Annotated in this window: 24 protein-coding genes; 13 read left to right on the forward strand and 11 right to left on the reverse strand. The window is 66.6% G+C overall.

Features of this window, described 5'->3' with window-relative positions; genetic code table 11:
- The first annotated feature begins 148 nt into the window (after positions 1–148).
- Complete coding sequence (locus CSQ99_RS14960; RefSeq protein ID WP_099039833.1) at positions 149–1,552, forward strand: HNH endonuclease signature motif containing protein; 1,404 nt, start codon at positions 149–151, stop codon at positions 1,550–1,552.
- A 16-nt stretch (positions 1,553–1,568) separates the two neighbouring features.
- On the opposite strand, the gene menE is transcribed toward CSQ99_RS14960, so the two are convergent.
- Together menE and CSQ99_RS14970 are read right to left on the reverse strand one after the other, a co-directional pair.
- A complete protein-coding gene (menE, locus tag CSQ99_RS14965; protein WP_218014591.1) occupies positions 1,569–2,660 on the reverse strand; it encodes an o-succinylbenzoate--CoA ligase in 1,092 nt (363 codons plus the stop codon).
- Positions 2,661–2,707: 47 nt separating this feature from the next.
- Positions 2,708–3,007 carry a DUF3349 domain-containing protein gene (locus tag CSQ99_RS14970; RefSeq protein ID WP_099039835.1) on the reverse strand — a complete coding sequence of 100 codons (300 nt, stop codon included), beginning with the start codon at positions 3,005–3,007 and terminating at the stop codon, positions 2,708–2,710.
- Positions 3,008–3,220: 213 nt separating this feature from the next.
- Between CSQ99_RS14970 and CSQ99_RS14975 the strand changes: the two genes are divergently transcribed.
- The 3 genes from CSQ99_RS14975 to CSQ99_RS14985 are packed head-to-tail and all read left to right on the forward strand — an operon-like array spanning position 3,221 to position 5,087.
- Positions 3,221–4,468, forward strand: coding sequence for an inorganic phosphate transporter (locus CSQ99_RS14975; protein ID WP_099039836.1), 1,248 nt, complete (start codon positions 3,221–3,223; stop codon positions 4,466–4,468).
- 20 nt (positions 4,469–4,488) lie between these two features.
- The gene (locus CSQ99_RS14980) at positions 4,489–4,773 is read left to right on the forward strand and encodes a hypothetical protein (protein ID WP_099039837.1); all 285 of its coding nucleotides are present in this window, start codon (positions 4,489–4,491) and stop codon (positions 4,771–4,773) included.
- An 11-nt stretch (positions 4,774–4,784) separates the two neighbouring features.
- Complete coding sequence (locus CSQ99_RS14985; protein WP_099039938.1) at positions 4,785–5,087, forward strand: DUF3349 domain-containing protein; 303 nt, start codon at positions 4,785–4,787, stop codon at positions 5,085–5,087.
- A gap of 2 nt (positions 5,088–5,089) precedes the next feature.
- Here CSQ99_RS14985 and CSQ99_RS14990 read toward each other — a convergent pair whose 3' ends face one another.
- The 6 genes from CSQ99_RS14990 to CSQ99_RS15015 all read right to left on the reverse strand — a co-directional run bounded on the left by CSQ99_RS14990 (position 5,090) and on the right by CSQ99_RS15015 (position 10,155).
- Positions 5,090–5,461, reverse strand: a complete 372-nt coding sequence (locus CSQ99_RS14990; RefSeq protein ID WP_099039838.1) for a VOC family protein — start codon at positions 5,459–5,461, stop codon at positions 5,090–5,092.
- Between the two features lie 23 nt (positions 5,462–5,484).
- On the reverse strand, positions 5,485–7,038 hold the full coding sequence (locus CSQ99_RS14995; RefSeq protein ID WP_099039839.1) for a long-chain-fatty-acid--CoA ligase: 1,554 nt from the start codon (positions 7,036–7,038) through the stop codon (positions 5,485–5,487).
- Between the two features lie 2 nt (positions 7,039–7,040).
- Positions 7,041–7,925 (reverse strand): SDR family oxidoreductase, encoded by an 885-nt coding sequence (locus CSQ99_RS15000; RefSeq protein ID WP_099039840.1) that lies wholly within the window; start codon positions 7,923–7,925, stop codon positions 7,041–7,043.
- A gap of 83 nt (positions 7,926–8,008) precedes the next feature.
- Complete coding sequence (locus tag CSQ99_RS15005) at positions 8,009–8,920, reverse strand: 1,4-dihydroxy-2-naphthoyl-CoA synthase (protein ID WP_099039841.1); 912 nt, start codon at positions 8,918–8,920, stop codon at positions 8,009–8,011.
- On the reverse strand, positions 8,917–9,378 hold the full coding sequence (locus tag CSQ99_RS15010; RefSeq protein WP_099039842.1) for a nitroreductase/quinone reductase family protein: 462 nt from the start codon (positions 9,376–9,378) through the stop codon (positions 8,917–8,919). Before CSQ99_RS15010 ends, CSQ99_RS15005 begins: the two co-directional genes overlap by 4 nt.
- Positions 9,379–9,462: 84 nt before the next feature.
- Entirely contained in the window at positions 9,463–10,155 is a 693-nt protein-coding gene (locus CSQ99_RS15015) for an HAD family hydrolase (RefSeq protein WP_099039843.1), read from the reverse strand.
- A gap of 43 nt (positions 10,156–10,198) precedes the next feature.
- On the opposite strand from CSQ99_RS15015, the gene CSQ99_RS15020 reads away from it, so the two are divergent.
- From CSQ99_RS15020 to CSQ99_RS15035, 4 genes are read left to right on the forward strand one after another with little or no spacing between them, the layout of a single operon-like run.
- On the forward strand, positions 10,199–10,906 hold the full coding sequence (locus tag CSQ99_RS15020) for a glycosyltransferase family 2 protein (protein ID WP_099039844.1): 708 nt from the start codon (positions 10,199–10,201) through the stop codon (positions 10,904–10,906).
- Positions 10,903–11,844: an acyl-CoA dehydrogenase gene (locus CSQ99_RS15025; RefSeq protein WP_099039845.1), complete on the forward strand. Its 942-nt coding sequence runs from the start codon at positions 10,903–10,905 to the stop codon at positions 11,842–11,844. The genes CSQ99_RS15020 and CSQ99_RS15025 overlap by 4 nt, the downstream gene beginning before the upstream one ends.
- Positions 11,841–12,614 (forward strand): PIG-L deacetylase family protein, encoded by a 774-nt coding sequence (locus CSQ99_RS15030; RefSeq protein WP_099039846.1) that lies wholly within the window; start codon positions 11,841–11,843, stop codon positions 12,612–12,614. Before CSQ99_RS15025 ends, CSQ99_RS15030 begins: the two co-directional genes overlap by 4 nt.
- The gene (locus tag CSQ99_RS15035) at positions 12,614–13,237 is read left to right on the forward strand and encodes an SAM-dependent methyltransferase (RefSeq protein WP_099039847.1); all 624 of its coding nucleotides are present in this window, start codon (positions 12,614–12,616) and stop codon (positions 13,235–13,237) included. The genes CSQ99_RS15030 and CSQ99_RS15035 overlap by 1 nt, the downstream gene beginning before the upstream one ends.
- Here the strand turns inward: CSQ99_RS15035 and CSQ99_RS15040 are convergent.
- Positions 13,234–14,493 carry an RNA polymerase sigma factor gene (locus tag CSQ99_RS15040; RefSeq protein ID WP_099039848.1) on the reverse strand — a complete coding sequence of 420 codons (1,260 nt, stop codon included), beginning with the start codon at positions 14,491–14,493 and terminating at the stop codon, positions 13,234–13,236. The two genes, CSQ99_RS15035 and CSQ99_RS15040, sit on opposite strands and share 4 nt — an antisense overlap.
- Here CSQ99_RS15040 and CSQ99_RS15045 point away from each other — a divergent pair.
- Both CSQ99_RS15045 and CSQ99_RS15050 read left to right on the forward strand, forming a co-directional pair.
- Entirely contained in the window at positions 14,474–14,785 is a 312-nt protein-coding gene (locus CSQ99_RS15045; RefSeq protein ID WP_245908920.1) for a hypothetical protein, read from the forward strand. The two genes, CSQ99_RS15040 and CSQ99_RS15045, sit on opposite strands and share 20 nt — an antisense overlap.
- Positions 14,769–15,365 (forward strand): nucleoside/nucleotide kinase family protein, encoded by a 597-nt coding sequence (locus CSQ99_RS15050; RefSeq protein ID WP_099039850.1) that lies wholly within the window; start codon positions 14,769–14,771, stop codon positions 15,363–15,365. The genes CSQ99_RS15045 and CSQ99_RS15050 overlap by 17 nt, the downstream gene beginning before the upstream one ends.
- Here CSQ99_RS15050 and CSQ99_RS15055 read toward each other — a convergent pair.
- Together CSQ99_RS15055 and fadD8 are read right to left on the reverse strand one after the other, a co-directional pair.
- A complete protein-coding gene (locus CSQ99_RS15055; RefSeq protein ID WP_099039939.1) occupies positions 15,354–16,589 on the reverse strand; it encodes a hypothetical protein in 1,236 nt (411 codons plus the stop codon). The two genes, CSQ99_RS15050 and CSQ99_RS15055, sit on opposite strands and share 12 nt — an antisense overlap.
- A gap of 54 nt (positions 16,590–16,643) precedes the next feature.
- Positions 16,644–18,254: a fatty-acid--CoA ligase FadD8 gene (gene fadD8, locus CSQ99_RS15060; protein WP_099039851.1), complete on the reverse strand. Its 1,611-nt coding sequence runs from the start codon at positions 18,252–18,254 to the stop codon at positions 16,644–16,646.
- Positions 18,255–18,320: 66 nt separating this feature from the next.
- On the opposite strand from fadD8, the gene CSQ99_RS15065 reads away from it, so the two are divergent.
- The 3 genes from CSQ99_RS15065 to CSQ99_RS15075 all read left to right on the forward strand — a co-directional run bounded on the left by CSQ99_RS15065 (position 18,321) and on the right by CSQ99_RS15075 (position 19,737).
- Positions 18,321–18,572 carry a DUF3253 domain-containing protein gene (locus tag CSQ99_RS15065; RefSeq protein ID WP_099039852.1) on the forward strand — a complete coding sequence of 84 codons (252 nt, stop codon included), beginning with the start codon at positions 18,321–18,323 and terminating at the stop codon, positions 18,570–18,572.
- A 171-nt stretch (positions 18,573–18,743) separates the two neighbouring features.
- Positions 18,744–19,256: a hypothetical protein gene (locus CSQ99_RS31000; protein ID WP_176561035.1), complete on the forward strand. Its 513-nt coding sequence runs from the start codon at positions 18,744–18,746 to the stop codon at positions 19,254–19,256.
- A gap of 13 nt (positions 19,257–19,269) precedes the next feature.
- On the forward strand, positions 19,270–19,737 hold the full coding sequence (locus CSQ99_RS15075; protein WP_099039854.1) for a hypothetical protein: 468 nt from the start codon (positions 19,270–19,272) through the stop codon (positions 19,735–19,737).
- The last annotated feature ends 32 nt before the right edge of the window (positions 19,738–19,769 follow it).

Here is a 19,769-nt window from a genome sequence, read left to right on the forward strand (position 1 = left end):
ACGTCAACCCCATCATTTGGGCCTACCGGGACCCTCGCCGATCCCTCAGGTAGGCACACCGCATGCGCGCATTTTGAGTGAGGCAACGTATACCGGCTTCGCGCGCATAAAAGGCGAGTCAACGCGGACCCGGGTTGTCGGTGGTCGAATGTATGTTCGAATGATGTTGGCGACTCCGGTGGACGTGGCGATGACCGCCCTGCGCGCCGCCCACGAGTCGCTGGCCGCCTGTGACCTGGAGATGCTCACCCACCGCGAACTGCTGACAGTGCTGGATGAGCTCGAGACCCTGTCGTGTCAGTTGCCCGCCCAGTGGCATCGCGCCCTGGCCCGGTTGCAGGCCCAGACCACCCCCAAAGAGTTGGGCGCCAAGAACTGGAAAGACGTGCTGCGGATCCGGTGGCGCCTCTCAGCGACCGAGGCCAACCGCCGCCTGACCGAAGCTGAGGTGTTGGGGCCGCGGCGCACCCTGACCGGTGAACCACTGGCGCCGGTGCTGGCGGCCACCGCCGCCGCCCAAGGCGCCGGACAGATCAACGCCGAGCATGTCGACAAGATCCGCGACGCGATGGACCGCCTCCCCGGCTGGGTCGACACGGTCACCCGTGAGCAGATCGAGGCGCAGCTGGTCGGCATCGCGGCCGGTGTCGGACCGGCGGAGTTGAAGAAAGTCGCCGACGATGTGCTGTTTCTGCTGGATCAGGACGGCCCCGCCCCCGATGACACCGAACGCCAGAGGAAACGCGGTCTGCACTGCGGCCCCCAACAACGCGACGGCATGGTGCCCATCCGGGGCTACCTCACCCCCGAAGCGTGGGCGATCTGGGAAGCCATCTTCGCCAAAACCGCCGCACCCGGGATGTGTAACCCCGACGACGAAAACCCGTGCGTCAGCGGCACACCGTCACAGGAACAGATCGACACCGATCACCGCACCCCCGACCAACGCCAACACGACGCTTTCTTGGCGGTCGGGCGCAATGCGCTGGAATCCGGGCAGTTGGGTCAACACAACGGGTTGCCGACCTCGATCATCATCCGCACCACCCTGCAAGACCTCGAATCCCGCGCCGGGGTCGGCACCACCGGCGGGGGCACCACGATGCCCATCACCGACGTCATCCGCCTCGCCGGCCACGCCCACCACTGGCTCGCGGTCTTCGACAAAGCCACCGGACAAGCCCTGGACCTGTTCCGCACCCGACGCACGGCTTCGCCGGCGCAGCGGATCATGCTGATCGCGCGCGACGGCGGCTGCACCAAACCCTGCTGCACAGTCCCGGCCTACGGCGCCCAAGTCCACCACGCCGCCGCCGATTGGGCCGATGGCGGCAACACCAACGTCAACGACATGACCCTGGCCTGCGGCCCCGACAACCGCCTCGTTGCCAAAGACGGTTGGACCACCACCATCAACCATCGCGGCGACGTCGAATGGGCCCCACCACCCGACCTCGACACCGGCCAAACCCGCATCAACTACTACCACCGCCCCGAACTACTCCTCCGCCCACCAGACCAACCCGACGAAAACCCAGACCGCGGACCATAAGTCGCGAACAGTCGCCTCAGCCACCGAAGCGCGCCGCCAGCGCTCGACGGTCCACCTTGCCGATACCGCGACGCGGAATCTCGTCCACGACGTGGATCTCCCGCGGTGCCGCGGTGACGTCCAGACTCGCTGCCACGTGGGTGCGGATTTCGGCCAGCGTAGGGGCGGCGCGTCCGGGCGTCACCACGACCGCGGCCACGACCCGTTGTCCCAGCCGTTCGTCGTCGACGCCGAACACCACACATTCGGCCACCGCCCCGTGCGACGCCACCGCTGCCTCCACCAGTTGCGGCAACACGGTCAACCCGCCCGTGCTGATCGCGTCGTCCACTCGGCCCAGCACCGCCAGCACCCCCGAGTCGTCAACGGCGCCGACATCGTCGGTGCGAAACCACCCGGGCTCGACAAACGGATCGGGTTCGACGGGATTGCGGTAGCCCTTGGCCAGAGTGGCGCCGCCGAGTACCACCCGTCCGCCGTCGATGCGCATCCGCACTCCGTCGAGCGGCAGCCCGTCATACACACAGCCACCCGCCGTCTCGCTCATCCCGTACGTTCGGACCACGGGAATGCCCGCAGCGCAGGCGCGTTCGGCGACTCCAGCCGGCATCGGCCCGCCTCCGATCAGCACGGCGTCCATTGACGCCAACGCGGCGGAGGCGGCCGGATCGCCCAAGGACTTGTCGAGCTGCGCGGCCACCAACGATACGTAGCGTCGTCCGGACCCGAGGGAGTCGACGGCTGAAACCAGCTCCGCCGCAGAGAATCCCGCGGAGATCGCCACCGGGGTGGTTCCCGCGACGACGCTGCGCACCAGCACCTGCAGGCCGGCCACGTGATGCGCGGACAGGGCCAGCAGCCACTGACCGGCACCGCCGAGGCGATCGTGGGTCGCCGACGCGCTGGCCGTCAACGCGGCCGCCGTCAGCATGGCGCCCTTCGGCGTTCCCGTCGTGCCGGACGTGGACACCACGACGGCCACATCGTCATCGATCTCTGCGCCTGCCCGCAATGATGTTGTGATCAGCGAGGTTTCGCGCTCGTCGTCCATCGGCACCGGCAACACCGTCGTGCGTCCGGCGAGTGCGTCCTCCACCACCGGTAGCATCGAAAGCGCCGCAGCGCCGGCCGGGACGGCGACGGGGCGGAGGACAGCTATGCGCCCTCCTCCGGATCACGCGGGTCGTCCAGCGGCCAGCCCTTTGTGGCCAGCCGTGCCCGCACTCGCTCGACGTCCTCGGGCGTCGGTAGCTCGTCGGTGATCTGGAGGATCTGCACGCCGATATCGGCACTGTCGAACTCACCGAGATCCTTCAGCTCCTTGGTGACGGCCTTCACCTCGTCATCGGAAAGGCGGCGCTTGAGAAGCGCGAAGAGCGGCACTCGATCAGGACCGGGCACGCCCTCCGGGTAGCCGGCGGTGATCCACGCGACGATCTTGGCCAGAAAGGTCACTGTCCCTCCGAAATGTCGCGTGTGGTCGATGAGTTTCCGATGCTAATCCGCTTCGGGGACGGTGCGATGACCGCGCTGGGCATCCGTTTACCCCCGCCAAGTCGAACAATGCGTGAACACCTGGCCAGGTCAGATGAAGTGCCTGATCGACACGCCATTTTGAAGGTGCGTTTGGTTAGGCAAATGGCATCCCCGGGCCGCAGAATTAGCGCCGTGAGCGCAGAGCTGATCATCCTGGTGCTGTTGATCGCAACGGCACTGGCATTCGACTTCACGAATGGGTTCCACGACACCGGCAATGCGATGGCGACCTCGATCGCCACCGGCGCACTCAAGCCCAAGACCGCGGTGCTCCTGGCCGGTGTCCTGAACCTCGTCGGGGCGTTCCTCTCGGTCGAGGTCGCGGTCACCGTGACCACCTCGGTGCTGAACGTCCAGGACAGTAAGACCGGCGCGATGCTGCCGGGTATCGACGCGTCGACGGGGCTGACGATCATCTTCGCCGGCCTGATCGGCGGCATCCTCTGGAATCTGCTCACCTGGCTGTTCGGTATCCCCTCCAGTTCCTCGCATGCCCTGTTCGGCGGTCTGATCGGCGCGGGCCTCGCGGCGCTGGGTCTGGCGGGTGTCAACTGGTCCGGGGTCACCGGCAAGGTGCTGATCCCGGCCATCGCCGCACCGGTCATCGCGTGCCTCGTGGCCGCGGGTGGCACGTGGCTGGTGTACCGGATCACCCGCCGGATCGCGGAGAGCCGGCGTCGGGAAGGCTTCCGCTGGGGACAGATCGCCACCGCTTCACTGGTCGCGCTGTCGCACGGAACCAACGATGCCCAGAAGACGATGGGTGTCATCGCCCTCGCACTCATCACGACCGGCCACCTGACGGGCGACGTCAAGGAGAACGGGCTGCCGTTCTGGATCATCTTCAGCTGCGCGGTCGCCATCGGTCTCGGTACCTACCTCGGTGGCTGGCGGGTGATCCGCACCCTGGGCAAAGGGCTCGTCGAGATCGATTCGCCGCAGGGTTTCGCCGCCGAAGCATCCTCGGCCGCAATCATTTTGAGCTCAAGCGCCGCGGGCATGGCGCTGTCGACCACCCATGTCGCCACGGGATCGATCCTGGGCAGCGGCGTCGGAAGGCCGGGTGCCCAGGTGCGGTGGGCCGTGGCGGGCCGGATGGCCGTCGCATGGCTGATCACCCTGCCCGCCGCCGGCCTCGTCGGCGCCCTCTCGTATTGGCTGTCGGACGCGGTCAAGTCGCTGACCCACTCGGCGCTGGCAGGCGACGGCGTGATCTTCCTCGTGTTGGTGGGTCTGTCCTTCTATATGTGGTGGCGCGCCAAGCAGCAGAAAGTGGACAGCAGCAACGTCAACGCCGATTGGGACAGCTCCACGAATTCCGTCGTGCCTTCGGATGTCCGTGGAGCCGCCAAGGAATTCACGCCAACCGCCTCGGTCTAACGGAGAAGCAAGGAACGTTGATGACGTATTTCGAAAACATCTTCAAGGTGCTCGCCGTGGGACTGCTCCTCGGCGCGGGCCTGCCCGCGGTGTTCGCGGCCGGGCTGGTGGCCTACTCCAACGGAGCTGGCGGCCAGAATGCCGACGGCACCACCGTCGCCCCCAACCCGATGGTGAAGTACCTCGGCATCGCACTGTTCGTGTTCGTCGGCTGGGTGATCCTGACCGCAGTCCTCTGGATCACCAGGGGAACGATCATCCACCACACCGGTATTGACCTCTTCCCCTTCATGCCCAAGAAATGAGCGCAGGCGCTATGGCAATGAACCAGACCGTTCTGGACAATGTGCTCGGCTGGCTGCACAAGGGCTATCCCGAGGGTGTGCCGCCGACAGACTATTTCGCGCTGCTCGCCCTGCTGAAGCGCTCGCTGACCGAGGAAGAAGTCATCCGGGCCGCCCAGGTGATCCTGAAGAAGTCCGATTCCGACACCGTGACCGAGGACGAGATCCGCACCGCGGTGCAGGCCGTCATCGACAAGGAGCCCAACCCCGAAGAGGTCCATCAGGTCGCCGCACGGCTGGCCTCGGTGGGCTGGCCGCTGGCGGCGGCCCGCTGACGCTACTGACGGTTGTCGCGACGCAGCGGATGGGTTTCGGGGACCTGCACGAAGATCAGTAGCGTCCCGTCGGGATCGGTGACGTGCATCTCGTGCAAGCCCCACGGCTCTTGGCGGGCTTCACGGTCGATGGGCACGCCGCGGCCGGTCAGTTCCTGCTCGGCGGCGTACACGTCGCGAACCTGAAGCCACATCGTGCCGCCCGCGGTTGGTGCGCCGTGGCCGGCGATTTCGATCAGTGACTGGCCGGCGTAGAACACCGTGCCCGCACCGTAGTCGCGCGCGATCGCCAGTCCGATCTCGTCGCGGTAGAACGTCAGCGAGCGTTCATAGTCCGCCGGCCGGATGAGCATGCGACTGGCCAGGATCTCCATATGGACGTGTCTATCACGCGCGCTCAGCCGATTCGACGGTCGACGCCCGCCCAGTACGGTTCACGAAGCGCTCGTTTGAGGAGCTTGCCGCTCGGGTTGCGGGGCAACACCTTGGCGAAGTCAACGGATTTGGGCAGCTTGAAACCGGCGAGGCGCTCGCGTGCGTAGGCGATCAGTTCGGCCTCGGTCGGTGCGGCCCCCGCGGCAGGCACGACAACGGCCTTCACCGCCTCACCCCACCTCTCGTCGGGAATCCCGATGATCGCCACATCGTCGACGGCGGGATGGGTCATCAACACGTTCTCGACCTCGGTGGGGTACACATTCTCGCCGCCGGAGACGATCATGTCCTTCTTCCGGTCGTGCAGGTAGACGAAGCCGTCGTGGTCGACGTAGCCGGCGTCCCCGGTCTTCAGCCAGCCCTCGTCGGTGACGGTCGCGGCGGTGGCGTCGGGGTTGTTCCAGTAGCCGCGCATGTTCTGCGCCGACCGCGTCCACACCTCACCCACCGTGCCGACCGGCACTTCGCGGCCGTCGTCGTCGACGATGCGCAGTTCGACCCATGGATAGGGCTTGCCGCAGGATCGCAGGAGGTCCGGTCGCCCGACCGGGTCGTGCTCGTCGAGTTGCGTTACGGAGCCGGTGGTTTCGGTCAGCCCGTACACCTGGAGGAACTCACATCCGAAGCGTTCAAGACCCTTCACCAGCACATCGTCGGTGATCGGTGAGGCGCCGTAGACGATGGCCCGCACGCTCGAGAAGTCCGCGGCCTCGACACCCGGAGCGCCAAGCAGCATCTGGATCACCGCGGGCACCAGCAGCAGGTTGGTGACCCGATGTCGGACAACGGAATCCAGGATCGCCACCGGGTCGACGTCGCGCAGCACCACGGTGGTGGCACCTTCGTAGAGTCCGACCAGCACCCACCCCGAACCGGCCATATGGAACATCGGCATCACTGCGAGGCTGACGCTGTCGGCGCTGAACCGCCACTGGTGTGCGATACCGCTGGACTTGCAGAGGTAGTTGCCGTTGGTCAGCATGACGCCCTTGGGCAACCCAGTGGTGCCCGATGTGTACATCAGGAAGGCGATATCGTCGGAACCCGTTGTGACACCAGGGTCTTCATCGGGATGACCGGCCAGCCAGTCCTCGAAGTCCTGCCAGCGGTCGTGCGCTCCGATCGCCACGATGGCGCGCACCGTCGTGAATCGGTCCTCGATCGTTTCGAGATGGCCGAAGAACTCCGATCCCACGACGACGATGTGAGCCTGCGAATCCTCGATGACGTGCAGCATCTCCGGTGGCGCGAGCCGCCAGTTCACCGGCACGCCAATGGCCCCCAGCTTGGCGAGACCGCAGACCACTTCGAAGAACTCAGCGCCGTTCTTCTCGACGAAGGCGACGCGATCGCCGAAGCCGACACCCGACGCGCGGAACGCCTGGGCGGCTCGGCTGGACCGCGCGTCGAGCTCCGCGAAAGAGATCGTCCTTTCGCCGACGACGAGCGCCGCGGCGTCGGGCCGAACCCGCGCCTGGACGCGCACGATATCGGCGATGGTTGAGATCTCGGGCACGGTCAGCTGCTGGGTTGAACGCGTTGCCGTTTCATCAGCGTGTTCACCACACCGGGTGCGACGCTGTTCACCGCTTGGGCGGTGACGGCCATCCGCGGTGCGATACGTATCGGGCGCACGCGCGCCGCCGTGATCATCCAATCGGCGGCCTCGTCGGCGCTCAATCCGGGCAGGCCGTCGTAGGCCCGGGTGGGGGCGATCATCGGCGTAAGGACCAGCGGGTAGAACAGCGTCGTCGAATGGACCCCGTCGTCGCCCCATTCGGTCTCGATGATCCGGCTGACGGAGGTGAGCGCCGCCTTCGACGCGTTGTAGACCGAGAACAACGGCGACGATTCGTTCAGCACGCCCCATGTCGACACGTTGATGATGTGCCCGTCGCCGCGCTCACGCATGCCCGGCGCCAGGCCCCGGATGAGTCGCAGCGGTGAATAGTAGTTCAGCGCCATGGTGCGCTCGACGTCGTGCCATCGGTCCAGGGAGTCCGCCAGTGGTCTGCGGATCGAGCGTCCGGCGTTGTTGATCAGGATGTCGATGCCGCCGAGGTCGCGTTCGAGCTTGGCGCACAGCTCGTCGACGGCGTCCAGATCGGACAGGTCGCAGGCGTGGGCCACGGCCGATCCGCCGGTGGCGGTGATCCGGTCGACCAATTCGTCCAGGAGTTCCTGGCGGCGGGCGGCGACGACGACGGTGGCACCGCGGCGGGCGAACTTCGCAGCGGCGGCCTCGCCGATCCCCGACGAAGCCCCGGTCAGCAGGATCCGCTTGCCGTCGAGGTCGACCTCGTCGCGGTCGGGGCGGTGCAGCATCAGTTGCGGGTCGAGCGGCGGTCGCATGCCGGCCAGCAGCACCTGTTCGGAGAGCCAGCGCAGCGGATTCTTACTCACAGCAGGCGAGTCTAGGTGGCGCCCAATTGCGGTTTGTGGAGTCTTAACCGCGCTCACCGCGGCCGCGGCTCCACAAATCGCAACTAGAAGTAGCGGGGGAACTGGCTCCAGTCGGGGTCGCGCTTCTCAAGGAACGCGTCGCGGCCCTCGACGGCCTCGTCGGTCATGTACGCCAATCGTGTTGCCTCACCGGCGAACAGCTGCTGGCCCATCAGGCCGTCGTCGGTCAGGTTGAACGCGTACTTGAGCATCCGGACCGCCTGGGGGGACTTGCCGTTGATGGCCGCCGCCCACTCGAGCCCGACGGTTTCCAGCGAGGCGTGGTCGACGACCTCGTTGACCGCGCCCATCGCGTGCATCTGCTCGGCGTCATAGGGCCTGCCGAGGAAGAAGATCTCGCGGGCGAACTTCTGGCCGACCTGCTTGGCGAGGTATGCGCTGCCGTAGCCGCCGTCGAAGCTGCCGACGTCGGCATCGGTCTGCTTGAAGCGGGCGTGTTCGCGGCTGGCCAGCGTCAGGTCGCACGTGACGTGCAGGCTGTGCCCGCCGCCGGCCGCCCAGCCGTTGACCAGACAGATGACGACCTTGGGCATGAATCGGATCAGTCGTTGCACCTCGAGGATGTGCAGCCGTCCGGCGCGCGCGGGATCGACCGACTCCGCAGTCTCACCGGATGCGTATTGGTAGCCGCTGCGACCACGGATGCGCTGGTCTCCGCCTGAGCAGAACGCCCAGCCGCCGTCCTTCGGGCTCGGGCCGTTTCCGGTGAGCAGGACGACGCCGATCTCGGGCCACATCCGGGCATGGTCGAGCACCCGGTACAGCTCGTCGACACTGTGCGGACGGAACGCATTGCGCACCTCGGGTCGGTCGAAGGCCACCCGCACCGTCGGCTGCGGTTTCCCGTCGACGACGTGACGGTGATACGTGATGTCGGTGAGGTCGAATCCGTCGACCGGTCGCCACACCGACGGGTCAAAAGGGTTGTCGCTCATGTGCTTACCGCATCGAACCGGAAGACGGGGCAGCGGCCCGCCAGTGCCTCGTATTCGTCGGGGTTCGGACCGGTCACCAGCCCTGCATTCTTGAGGAAACTCACGCCCGTCGGCACCCCGACAGGGAACAGCCGCAGCAGCGGCCTGGCCTCATCGGGCGGCAACTCCACGACGCGGACACGTTCGGTGCTCTTGCCTTGTTTGAGTTCAGCCGCGCCAGCCGCCCGCAGATTGGCGGCCCAGTCGCTGCCCGGCAACCCGCCGAGCACGTACCGCTTGCCCTCGACGACCATCGGGGTGATCGGTGTCGAACGCAGCTTGCCGCTCTTGCGCCCCGGCACGACCAGGATCACCGGACCGTTCTCGCCCATGGGGATGCCGAGTTTCTGGATACCGATCATGATTTTGTTGACGTACTTCAGCCACCACGGCGGCCGGATACGCGCGCTGTCGGACATGGCTGAAACGCTACGCGACCGGTTCGATGCGAAACACCGGCAGGCGGCGGGCCAATCCCGGGCGAACGGATGGGTCGGGACCCGTCATACCTGGACGCCGTAGCCGGCAAGCCCGTCGCGCAGACCGTCGTGGCGCTGCGTCGTCGGCAGCGGATCGACGAGGACGAATCCGCAGCCGAGGGCTCGGGCGCCGCCGTCGGCCTCGTCGCTGTCACCCACCATCACCGCGCGCGAAGCCTCGACCCCCAGCCGGCTCAGTGCGGTCTGGAAGATCGCCGCGTCAGGTTTGATAGCGCCGACCTCGAAGGACAGCACGAATTCGTCGACGAACCCGGCCGCACCGATCGACTCGAACGCCGGCCGGACGTCGAATGCGATGTTGGACACGACCGCGGTCTTGATGCCCTGCCGGTGCAGGCCCTCCAGCACCCCGGCGGTGTCGGGGTAGGGCGTCCAGTTCAGCGGGTCGATCATCAGACCGTAGAGCGCTTCGGCCTGCTGGTCGGCCACCCCGGATTCGCGAAGTACGTGCAGGTAGGCCTCACGATGCAGGTGTGGTGCGAGGTCACGGTTCACCCACGCGTGGTGCGCTTCAGGAGTCATCTCGACGGTCTGGCCCGTCGGCGCGGTCATCCTGCGCATCAGCTCGGCCTGCACGTGGCCGTCGATCTGGCGTTCGTCGACTTCGATGCCGTGAAACCAGCTGTCATCCTCTTCAAGGCGGAACAGGGTGCCGGAATAGTCGAACAGGGCGGCCTGAATATTCACGTGCCCCATGCTGCCAGGTGTGAACTGTGGCGAAACCGGCTAATTAACTGGCATGGCGGAGCTGGAGCAGGCGGTCGTGGTGGTACCTGCGCACAATGAGATCGAGAGTCTGCCGCGCTCCCTGTCCGCGCTGATCGCGGCCTCCATGCACACGTCGGTGCCGGTTCTGATCGTGGTTGTCCTCGATGCCTGCGACGACGGCAGTGATCAGCTCGCTGAGCGGTTCGGGCCGAATGTCCACTTCATCTCGACCGAGGCGGGCAATGTCGGCGCCGCCCGGGCAGCGGGATTCGAGTACGCGCGGTCGGTGTGCACCGACGTCGAGCCGGCGCGCACCTGGTTTGCCACGACCGACGCCGACACCATCGTCGGCAGTCAGTGGCTGACACAGATGATGGAGGCCGGCGCCGACATGGTGCTCGGCACGGTGCGGATATCGGTATGGCGGTTACCCGTGGAGGTTGCCCGCCGCTATCTGGCCGCCTACAACTCAAAAGGGCCCGGCCACGATCACGTCCACGGCGCCAACATGGGGTTCCGGGCCGACGCGTACTGGGCTGTCGGAGGCTTCCGTGCGCTCAGCACCGCTGAGGACGTCGACCTCGTCGAACGATTCACCTCGGCGCACATGAGCATCCACCGGGATGCCAAGCTTTCGGTGGCGACGTCGGCCCGTGAAGATGGCCGCGCGCCCAACGGATTCGCCGCGCACCTCCGCGGACTTGCCCGGCCCCGTCGCAAGGTGCACGTGGAGACATGACAGGTGGACTGATCCGCAGGTGGATTGACTCGGGCGCGTTGGATCTACCGCTCCCCGGCGGCGGTGACACGGCACAACGTTGGCGGCGCCTCGCCGAGCTGGCCGAGGTCGACATCGTCGTCGCCCGCCTCGCCGAGGCCCACGTCGACGCGGTCGCGATCATGGCCGAACTCGGTGCGGATGAGGCGAAACCAGGCCGACTGTGGGGTGTTTGGGCCGCCGAGTCGCGTGATGCGGTGCTCAGCGCGAAGGTCGGCAGGGACGCGACGACGCTCGACGGCACCAAGGTGTGGTGCTCAGGTGCCGGGCTGTGCACGCATGCGCTCGTCACCGCGCGGCTGGACTCTGGCGAGCGCGGACTGTTCGCCGTCGACCTGGGACACGCGGGAGTGCGTCCGCTGCCGAGTGGTTGGCGCAATCCCGGGATGGCCGAATCCGACACCCGTTCAGTGCAATTCAGTCATGTTTCTGCGCTACCCGTCGGCCGACCGGGCGAGTACCTGACCCGGCCCGGTTTCTGGCACGGCGCGATCGGCGTCGCGGCATGTTGGCTGGGTGGTGCCCGGTCCGTGGCCGCGCCGCTGTATAGCCGCGCCGCCGAGGATTCGGCCGACCCGCACACCTTGGCGCACCTCGGAGCGGTGGACGCCGCACTGGCCGCCGGTGAAGCGATGCTCTCCTCCGGAGCAGCAGTGGTCGACGAAGATCCGTTGAACCGCAAGGGCATGGCTGAACTGGTCGCGCGGCAGACGCGGGCGGTGATCGAGACCGCTGTGCAGGAGTCCATCACCAGGACGGGCCGCGCTCTGGGCCCGGGGCCACTGTGCCAGGACGCCGCGCATGCCAAGCGCGTCGCCGATCTCAGCGTTTATGTCAGGCAGAGTCACGCCGAGCGGGATCTGGAACGGCTGGGCCTGCTGGCGGGAGCCACACAATGACGCTCACCCACGTAGGCAACTGCGCCCGATTCGCCGCCACGCCGTTGACGGTCGACGGTACACCCGCGCAGGACTGGCTCGATGCGCTCGCCGCTGCACCCGAACTGGACTTGGACGGGTGTGACGAAATCATCGTCGTGGCAGCACATCCCGATGACGAGACGCTCGGGTTCGGCACGTCGATCGTCACGCTTGCCGAACGCGGAGTGCGGGTACAGGTGGTCGCCGCGAGTGACGGTGGGGCGTCACACCACGGGATCGGGTTGTTGGAGCGGCTTCAACTGGAACGCATCCGCCGCGACGAATTGCATCGAGCCACAACGGTTCTGGGGATACCCGCACCGATTTTCCTCGGCCTGCCGGACGGCGAACTGAGCAAGCATGAGCAGCGCGTCGAAGATCTTCTCACGGAGATCCTCGAGACGACGAGTGGCCGGACCTGGATCGCGGCGACGTGGCGCGGCGACGGGCATCCCGATCACGAGGCCGTCGGCCGCGCGGCGGCGACCGCCGCGCAGCGCTGTGGCGTCGCGCTGCTGGAGTACCCGCTGTGGATGTGGCACTGGGCGACACCCGGCGATGCCGCCGTGCCGTGGGACCGCCTTCGCGTGGTGCCGCCTGCTGCACACGCTCATGCTCGCAAGGCGGCAGCCACGCAGTGCTACCGCTCGCAGATCCAGGTGCCCGAAGCCGATCCGGCCGATCCGGCGCCATTGCTGCCGTCATTCGTCTTACGGCGATTACTCGCCGTCAGGGAGGTGGTGTTCTGATGACTACGAGGCTCTCGACCGGATACTTCGAGCAGATCTATTCCGAGTCGGAAGACCCCTGGCAGCTCGGAGGCCGGTGGTATGAGCAGCGCAAGTACGCGATCACGTTGGCGCTGCTGCCGTATCGGCGTTACCGGCACGCATTCGAACCGGGCTGTTCGGTCGGCGTCCTCACCGAACAGCTCGCCACTCGCTGCGACCACGTCACCAGCACCGACATCGCGAGCGCTGCACTGGATTCGGCGCACCGGCGTCTGGTCGACGCCGGGAGGCGTCGCAACGTGACGCTGCTACGCAGTTCACTGGATGATCCTTGGCCGCAGGAAGGGTTCGATCTGGTTGTGCTGTCCGAGCTCTGCTACTACCTGCATGCCGAGGTGCTGCGCGACACCCTGGATCGCGAGATACCGCTGTTGCGGCCGGGGACGACCGTCGTCGCCGCCCACTGGCGTCACCCGGTCGCCGAGTACCCGATCACCGGCGAATACGCGACCGACGTCATCGCCGCGACGTCGGAACTGCATCACCTGGGCGGATACCGCGACGAAGACATGCTGATTGAGGTGTTCGACACCGGATCGGCAAGGTCGGTAGCCGCACGAACAGGCGTGCCCGGGGCCTAGCTCCGAGCCCGGGTGGCCTTGTCGGCCAGCACGTCCCGCTCACGCTCGTTGTCTGTCAATGCTGCGGCGCGGTCGAATTCGTCGGCAGCCTCGATGTCACGTCCCAGCCGGATCAGCAGTTCGCCGCGCACGCTCGGCAACAGATACGAGCCGTCGAGTCCGGTGAGCCCGTTGACGATCCTCAGCGCCTCGGCCGGCTCCCCGGCCATGGCCACCGCGACCGCGCGGTTGAGCTGGACGACAGGGGATGGCGCCACCTGCACCAGCCCGTCGTAGAGCATCACGATGTGCTTCCAGTCGGTGTCGTCAGCAGTCGGGGCCGACGCGTGGCACTCGGCGATCGCAGCCTGTAGCGCGTACGGGCCCCAGCCAACACCCTTGCGCTGCAACGCCTCCGCAGAGCGGCCCAGCGCCGCCACCCCGCGTTGGATCTGTGCGCGATCCCACCTGGCCCGGTTCTGAGCCTCCAGCAGGATGGGCCTGCCGTCGCCGTCGGTACGGGCGGCGAATCGCGACGATTGGAACTCCATGAGCGAGACCAGGCCGTGCACCTCCGGTTCATCGGGTACCAGCGCCGCCAGCACTCGACCCAATCGCAGTGCCTCACTGCATAGTTCGTCGCGGATCCAGCGCTGGCCGAACGAGGCCGAATAGCCTTCGTTGTAGACCAGGTAGATCACCGAAAGCACGGCTGACAGGCGCCGCGGATACTCCGAGCGCTCCGGAACTTCGAAGGGCACGCCTGCGTCGGACAGGGTCTTCTTCGCGCGGGTGATCCGCGCGGCGATCGTCGCCTTGGACGTCAGGAAGGCGCGGGCGATCTCCTCGGTTGTCAGGCCGCCGATGACGCGCAGCGTCAGCGCGATCTGGCCTTCCCGCGACAGCACCGGGTGTGCGGAGATGAAGACCAGTCGTAACACGTCGTCGTCGATTCGGTCGGGGTCCCAGGCGTCAGGGGAGTCCTGGTCTTGCGTCTCCAGTTCGTGCGCCAGCACCGCGTACTTGGTGTCGAGGTTCTCCTGGCGCCGCCACTGGTCGATCGCCTTGCGCTTGGCCACGGCGGTCAACCAGGCGGCGGCATTCCTCGGCACACCTGTTTCCGGCCACCTGGTGAGCGCATCGATGAGGGCCTCTTGCGCCAGATCCTCGGCGAAACCGACGTCGCCGACCACCCGCGTCAGCGTCGCGACGATCTTGGCGGCCTCCATCCGCCAGACGGCGTCGACGGTCTGCTGGATGTCCGACACGCACCCCATTCTGCCGAGCACCTGCAAAAGTCCGCGACACGCCGACGAAATGGGCCTCTTTGCGTCTGCTCGCGCAGGAGAGTTGACGGTGATGACGCACCGGCTCGTGACCGCGTACCGGGATGGCCGCAAGGCCTACCCGGCGACGATCGCGAACCCCTATGCGGGCATCGGTGACCGCGCTGTGGCGCGGATGTGGCGACTCGGCTGGCAGCGGGCCGCCGACGACAGCCGCTGGATCCCCAGCGAAGAAGAGCGCATCGGTCGGCTGGCTGCCGAGATCGATGAACTCCTGGGCTAGCCGACTCGAGGCTCTGCTCGCCAGGCAGCCTCGCGTCATCCTCGGCATCACCGGGTCACCCGGGGCGGGCAAGACGGCGATGGCATCGCAGATCGCCTCGACCATTGGCGACGCCGTGCACGTGCCCATGGACGGCTTCCACCTCGCAGACGTACAGCTGGCGCGGTTGGGACTGCTCGACGGTAAAGGTGCGGTCGACACGTTCGATGCGTATGGGTATCTGGCGTTACTGCAACGTATTAGGCGTCAGGACACCGAGATCGTCTATGCCCCGGCCTTCGACCGTGATATCGAGCAGCCGGTGGCGGGCAGCATCGGCATCGCACCGACGGCACGGCTCATCGTCACCGAGGGAAACTACCTGCTGGACACCGACGACCCCTGGCCTGCCGTGCGAAGCGCGCTGGACGAGGTGTGGTTCGTCGACCTTGCGACCGAGGAGCGGCGACGGCGGCTCATTGCACGCCATATCGAGTTCGGCAAGTCACCGGAGCAGGCGCAAGCCTGGGTGCGCGCCGTCGACGACCCGAACGCAGAACGGATCGAGCGAGTCCGGCACAGGGCCGACCTAGTCGTCTAGTGCGCCTAGTGCGTCGAGTGCGGCAACGAAATCGTTTGTCTCCCAGAGATTCAAGAAGTTCGTCATCATCAGCAGGCGGCTGCGAGCCTGCTCGTTGTCGGCGATCCGCGCGTCGAAGCGATCGTCCACCGGTTCCGGCAGCAGCCGCAGTAGGTAGGACGGAACGTCGAGCAGCCAGGCCAACCCCATGATCGCGACGTAGAGCACCAGATGCTGCTTGATCGTGGCCGAGGCGAGTGCCGGACCGCCGGCCGCGCCGAACTCCGTCGTGAACGCCTGCAGTAGTCCGTCGAGGTGCTCGTCCCACATTGAGGTCTCGGCGCTGCACATCGCGCCCCAGATCGCCATGGCCACGTTCATCTGGCCGACGCAGCCCCAGTCCATCAGCCCGCATTCGAGGTGGCCACTCCGGTTCCAAAACCACGCGTTGTCCACGTTGGCGTTCCAATGGCACAGCGCCACATAGTCGGAATGCGCTGCCAGCCAACGCCAGATGGCCTTCTCATGCTGCGGGAACCGGGCCACCTCGTGTCTCAGTCGGCGCAGAAACTCAGGCGACCGGACGTTGGCGGGCAGCAGTCCGGGCTGGGCGACCGCGAACTCGGCGAGCCTGTCGACACGGCGCTGTAGCTGATCGGCCGTGTACCCGACACGGTCGCCGACCGACAGGCGCTCCATGTCGACGGGGAACTGGTCGACAAGTCCTGCGGGCAGCCGGCCGGCCTTATGGGTACCCGACAGGCGGCCGAGTGCGCCGAGCAAAGCTCGGTAGTGGCCGACCGGATCGGGCATCATGTAATCCATGCACTTGTCATAGTGCGGCTCGATGCCGTTGGCGTCGTAAGGGATTCGATCGGTGATCAGCAGTCCGGTGCCGGACGGCTCGTGATAGTCGGCGAACAGGCACTTCGGCACGGCGATCGGAAACCCCGGCGTCCGGGACAGCAGCGCGAAGCGAACCTCGAACGCCATTTGAGTGCGCCCGCCATCGCGACCGGTGTCGTCGAAATCGCGGGAGAACTTCACGAAGAGGTCGGTCGGCAGATCACCGCCGTCGTACTCGACGGCCAGCAGTGCCTTGCGGCCGGTGCTGCCCCCGCGAAACTCCGTCAGCTCGGTGATGGCGCGGACGGCATTGTCGGACGCCAATGCACGACTTGCCCGGAACGCGTCGGTGAGGAAGTGCGTGCCGCCGTCACGCAGCGCGCCCACGTGTGCGGGCATGTCGAGGTCGAGGTAATCGCCCCGCACCCAACCCGCATCCGTCACGGACAGCCGTCAGCCGATGGCGCGGTCGGCGCCCTCCCAGAACTGTGCGCGCACCGCCTTCTTGTCGGGCTTGCCCAGCGCGGTCACCGGCACCGACTCGACGATGATCACCTGCTTCGGCGACTGCACCGAACCCTTGCGTTCCTTGACCGCGGACTGAATTTCGGCGGTCATCGTCGCGATCGCCGCCTCGTCGGACGCGGTGTCGGGCCGCAGCACGACCACCGCCGTCACCGCCTCGCCCCACTTCTCGTCCGGCGTCCCGATCACGCATACCTGGGCGACCGAGGGATGCTCTGCCACAACGTCTTCCACCTCGCGCGGGAACACGTTGAACCCGCCGGTGACGATCATGTCCTTCGTGCGGTCGACGATGTACCAGAAGCCTTCCTCGTCCTCGCGGGCCAGATCGCCGGTGTGCATCCAGCCGTCTCGAAAGGTCTCGGCCGTCGCCTCCGGCTTATTCCAGTACCCGCCGGACACCAACGGCCCCGATACGCAGATCTCGCCGACCTCGCCCTGCGGCACCTGATTTCCGTCGGCATCGAGCAGCGCGGTCCGCGCGAAAACGGTCGGCCGACCGCAGGAGGTGAGGCGCTTGTCGTCGTGGTCACCCTTCGGCAGATAGGTGATCACCATCGGGGCTTCGGACTGGCCGTAGTACTGCGCGAAGATCGGGCCGAACCGCCGGATCGCCTCCTTCAGGCGCACCGGGTTCATCGCCGAAGCGCCGTAGTACACCGTTTCCAGCGACGACAGGTCGCGGGTCTGCGAATCCGGATGGTCCATCAGCGCATAGATCATCGACGGCACCAGCATGGTGGCCGTGATCTTTTGCTCTTCAATGGTTTTCAGTACCTCGGCGGGATCGAACTTGGTGAGCACCACCAGTTCGCCGCCCTTGATGATCGTCGGAACGAAGAACGCCGCGCCCGCATGCGACAGCGGTGTGCACATCAGGAACTTGGGGCGCTCGGGCCATTCCCACTCGGCGAGCTGAATCGTCGTCATCGTGGTGATCGACTGGGCGGTGCCGATCACGCCCTTCGGCTTGCCGGTCGTGCCGCCGGTGTAGGCCATCCCACCGATGTGATCCGGCGGCAGATCGGCGGCGACCAACGGCTTCGGTGAGTACTTGGCCGCCTCGGCCGTCAGGTCCACCGCTGTGACGTCGCTGTCCGCCAGCTCCTCGGGGACCGGGCCGATCGTCAGGATCTGCTTGAGGCCGGGGACCTTCTCGAGCAGTCCCTTGGCCCGTTCGACGAACATCGGGTTCGGATCGATGGTCAGCGACGTGACGCCGGCGTCGTTGAGGACGTACGCGTGGTCGTCCAGCGAGCCGAGAGGGTGTAGTGACAGGCGCCGATAACCCTGCGTCTGGCCGGCGCCGAGAATCATCAGCACCTCGGGCCGGTTGAGTGCCAGCAGCCCGCTCACGACCCCCGTGCCCGCCCCCAGCGCCTCGAAGGCTTGGATGTACTGACTGATGCGCTCGGCCAGTTCGCCGCCGGTCAACGTGGTGTCGCCCAGGAACAGGACCGGCTTGTCCTTGTTGCGCTTCAGCGCGCCGACCGTGAGGTGCCCGGAGTGGATGGGGTGACGCAGCATTGAGTCGCTCATGCCTTCAGATTAGAACGTGTTACAGAAATGGTTTCAAGGGCCGGGTAAACGGGCTTATCTCGATCAGTGAGTGAGCAGCGATTGCGTGCGGCGATCCTGGCGCTGGCCCGCGAGCGCGCGCCGGCCAAAACCATCTGCCCGTCGGACGCAGCACGCGCCGTCGGCGGTGATCAATGGCGTGACCTGATGAAGCAGGCCCGCGATACGGCGCGAGACCTCGCGAGTGCCGGCGAGGTGGAGATCATGCAGCGTGGCGAGGTGCTCGACCCGCGCGCGCAGTGGCGCGGACCCATCAGGATCCGCGCCAGATCACGGTGACGCTCAGCAAACGAAAAAGGGAGTTTCGCCCGATTCGCTGTCGCTGCATTTCTGATGAGTTAGCGTGCGGTTGTTCCACCCTTCGAGGGAGCAGGCATGGGGCGAATATGCTTCGGCGTCAATAATATTGGCCGACACATCGCTCCTCCGGGCCGCACAAAGGAGCGAATGATGAGTTGGACCGATGTCTCTCGAGTCCGCAACACAATGGCGAAAGGTGCTCTGGCCGGTGCGCTCGTCGTCGTAGCCGCGACGGGTTCGGCCGGTTCGGCGATCGCGATGCCCGCCTTCGGTGGAACATCCATTGCCCCGGTGCCGCTCCAGCCGTCTGGACCACCGACCGGGCCGGACGATCCCAGATGCATTTCCCAGCCCACCAACCCGGTGTGCCAGGGCGGCCCGTATGCGCCTCCGCCGCCGCAGGGGGCGTCAGTCATCACTGGCCCGGCCGATCCCGCATGCGTCAGCCAGCCTGCGAATCCGATATGCGCGGGCGGCCCGTACGCGCTGCCAACACCACCGCTGGCCCCTCCGCCCCCACCACCCCCTCCGATGGCTCCGGTCGCTCCGATCGCTCCGCCGCCGATGGCTCCGGTCGCTCCGCCGCCGATGGCTCCGGTCGCTCCGATCGCTCCGCCGCCGATGGCTCCGATGGGCATGGGTGGAATGCCCGGAGACATTTAACGAGAGGAGCGGCATGACCATCACTCGCGAGCTGCCCGCAGCGATCCTCCTGGCGGCCGGCTTGGCGATCGCCTCGGCAGGTAGCGCATCGGCCGACGGGGGTCTCCAGCCTGCACCGGGCGAGCTGAGCGGTACGTACGCCTATGAGTCCGACACCGGCAGAGCCAACACGTGGGTAATGACGCCCTGCGGTCCCGGATGCGCCGACGTCGCCGTCACACCCGTCACCGACCCGAGGGTCGTGCCGTATGGCGGGCGGGCCCTGCTGAACAACGGACGCTGGGACATGACCGTCCAGTACGCCCATGCGGTTCGGTGCAAGCCGCCCAATGACAATGTGACCGTCCCTGGCACAGTTGTGTTTTCATTCGAAGCGGCAACTCTGGACGGTAGCGCGGTCAACACGCAGACCGTCGCGGCTTGCGGCGATCCTGCCGGGGCCACTTACCAAAGTGGCTTCAGCTTGGCGAAAGCCGCGTAGGTACTGCGAAGCAGCGCTGCTTGACTGCGAAA

Source organism: Mycobacterium neglectum (assembly GCF_002591975.1).
In the GTDB taxonomy this organism is placed as follows: Bacteria; Actinomycetota; Actinomycetes; order Mycobacteriales; family Mycobacteriaceae; genus Mycobacterium; species Mycobacterium neglectum.

Excerpts from the sequence above, each read along its gene's own strand:
- CSQ99_RS14960 (WP_099039833.1), top strand. The coding sequence starts at position 149 with ATGTATGTTCGAATGATGTTGGCGACTCCGGTGGACGTGGCGATGACC.
- menE (WP_218014591.1), bottom strand. The coding sequence starts at position 2,660 with ATGCTACCGGTGGTGGAGGACGCACTCGCCGGACGCACGACGGTGTTG.
- CSQ99_RS14980 (WP_099039837.1), top strand. The coding sequence starts at position 4,489 with ATGACGTATTTCGAAAACATCTTCAAGGTGCTCGCCGTGGGACTGCTC.
- CSQ99_RS14985 (WP_099039938.1), top strand. The coding sequence starts at position 4,785 with ATGGCAATGAACCAGACCGTTCTGGACAATGTGCTCGGCTGGCTGCAC.
- CSQ99_RS14990 (WP_099039838.1), bottom strand. The coding sequence starts at position 5,461 with ATGGAGATCCTGGCCAGTCGCATGCTCATCCGGCCGGCGGACTATGAA.
- CSQ99_RS15005 (WP_099039841.1), bottom strand. The coding sequence starts at position 8,920 with ATGAGCGACAACCCTTTTGACCCGTCGGTGTGGCGACCGGTCGACGGA.
- CSQ99_RS15010 (WP_099039842.1), bottom strand. The coding sequence starts at position 9,378 with ATGTCCGACAGCGCGCGTATCCGGCCGCCGTGGTGGCTGAAGTACGTC.
- CSQ99_RS15015 (WP_099039843.1), bottom strand. The coding sequence starts at position 10,155 with ATGGGGCACGTGAATATTCAGGCCGCCCTGTTCGACTATTCCGGCACC.
- CSQ99_RS15020 (WP_099039844.1), top strand. The coding sequence starts at position 10,199 with ATGGCGGAGCTGGAGCAGGCGGTCGTGGTGGTACCTGCGCACAATGAG.
- CSQ99_RS15025 (WP_099039845.1), top strand. The coding sequence starts at position 10,903 with ATGACAGGTGGACTGATCCGCAGGTGGATTGACTCGGGCGCGTTGGAT.
- CSQ99_RS15030 (WP_099039846.1), top strand. The coding sequence starts at position 11,841 with ATGACGCTCACCCACGTAGGCAACTGCGCCCGATTCGCCGCCACGCCG.
- CSQ99_RS15035 (WP_099039847.1), top strand. The coding sequence starts at position 12,614 with ATGACTACGAGGCTCTCGACCGGATACTTCGAGCAGATCTATTCCGAG.
- CSQ99_RS15045 (WP_245908920.1), top strand. The coding sequence starts at position 14,474 with ATGTCCGACACGCACCCCATTCTGCCGAGCACCTGCAAAAGTCCGCGA.
- CSQ99_RS15040 (WP_099039848.1), bottom strand. The coding sequence starts at position 14,493 with ATGGGGTGCGTGTCGGACATCCAGCAGACCGTCGACGCCGTCTGGCGG.
- CSQ99_RS15050 (WP_099039850.1), top strand. The coding sequence starts at position 14,769 with ATGAACTCCTGGGCTAGCCGACTCGAGGCTCTGCTCGCCAGGCAGCCT.
- CSQ99_RS15055 (WP_099039939.1), bottom strand. The coding sequence starts at position 16,589 with ATGCCCGCACACGTGGGCGCGCTGCGTGACGGCGGCACGCACTTCCTC.
- fadD8 (WP_099039851.1), bottom strand. The coding sequence starts at position 18,254 with ATGAGCGACTCAATGCTGCGTCACCCCATCCACTCCGGGCACCTCACG.
- CSQ99_RS31000 (WP_176561035.1), top strand. The coding sequence starts at position 18,744 with ATGAGTTGGACCGATGTCTCTCGAGTCCGCAACACAATGGCGAAAGGT.
- CSQ99_RS15075 (WP_099039854.1), top strand. The coding sequence starts at position 19,270 with ATGACCATCACTCGCGAGCTGCCCGCAGCGATCCTCCTGGCGGCCGGC.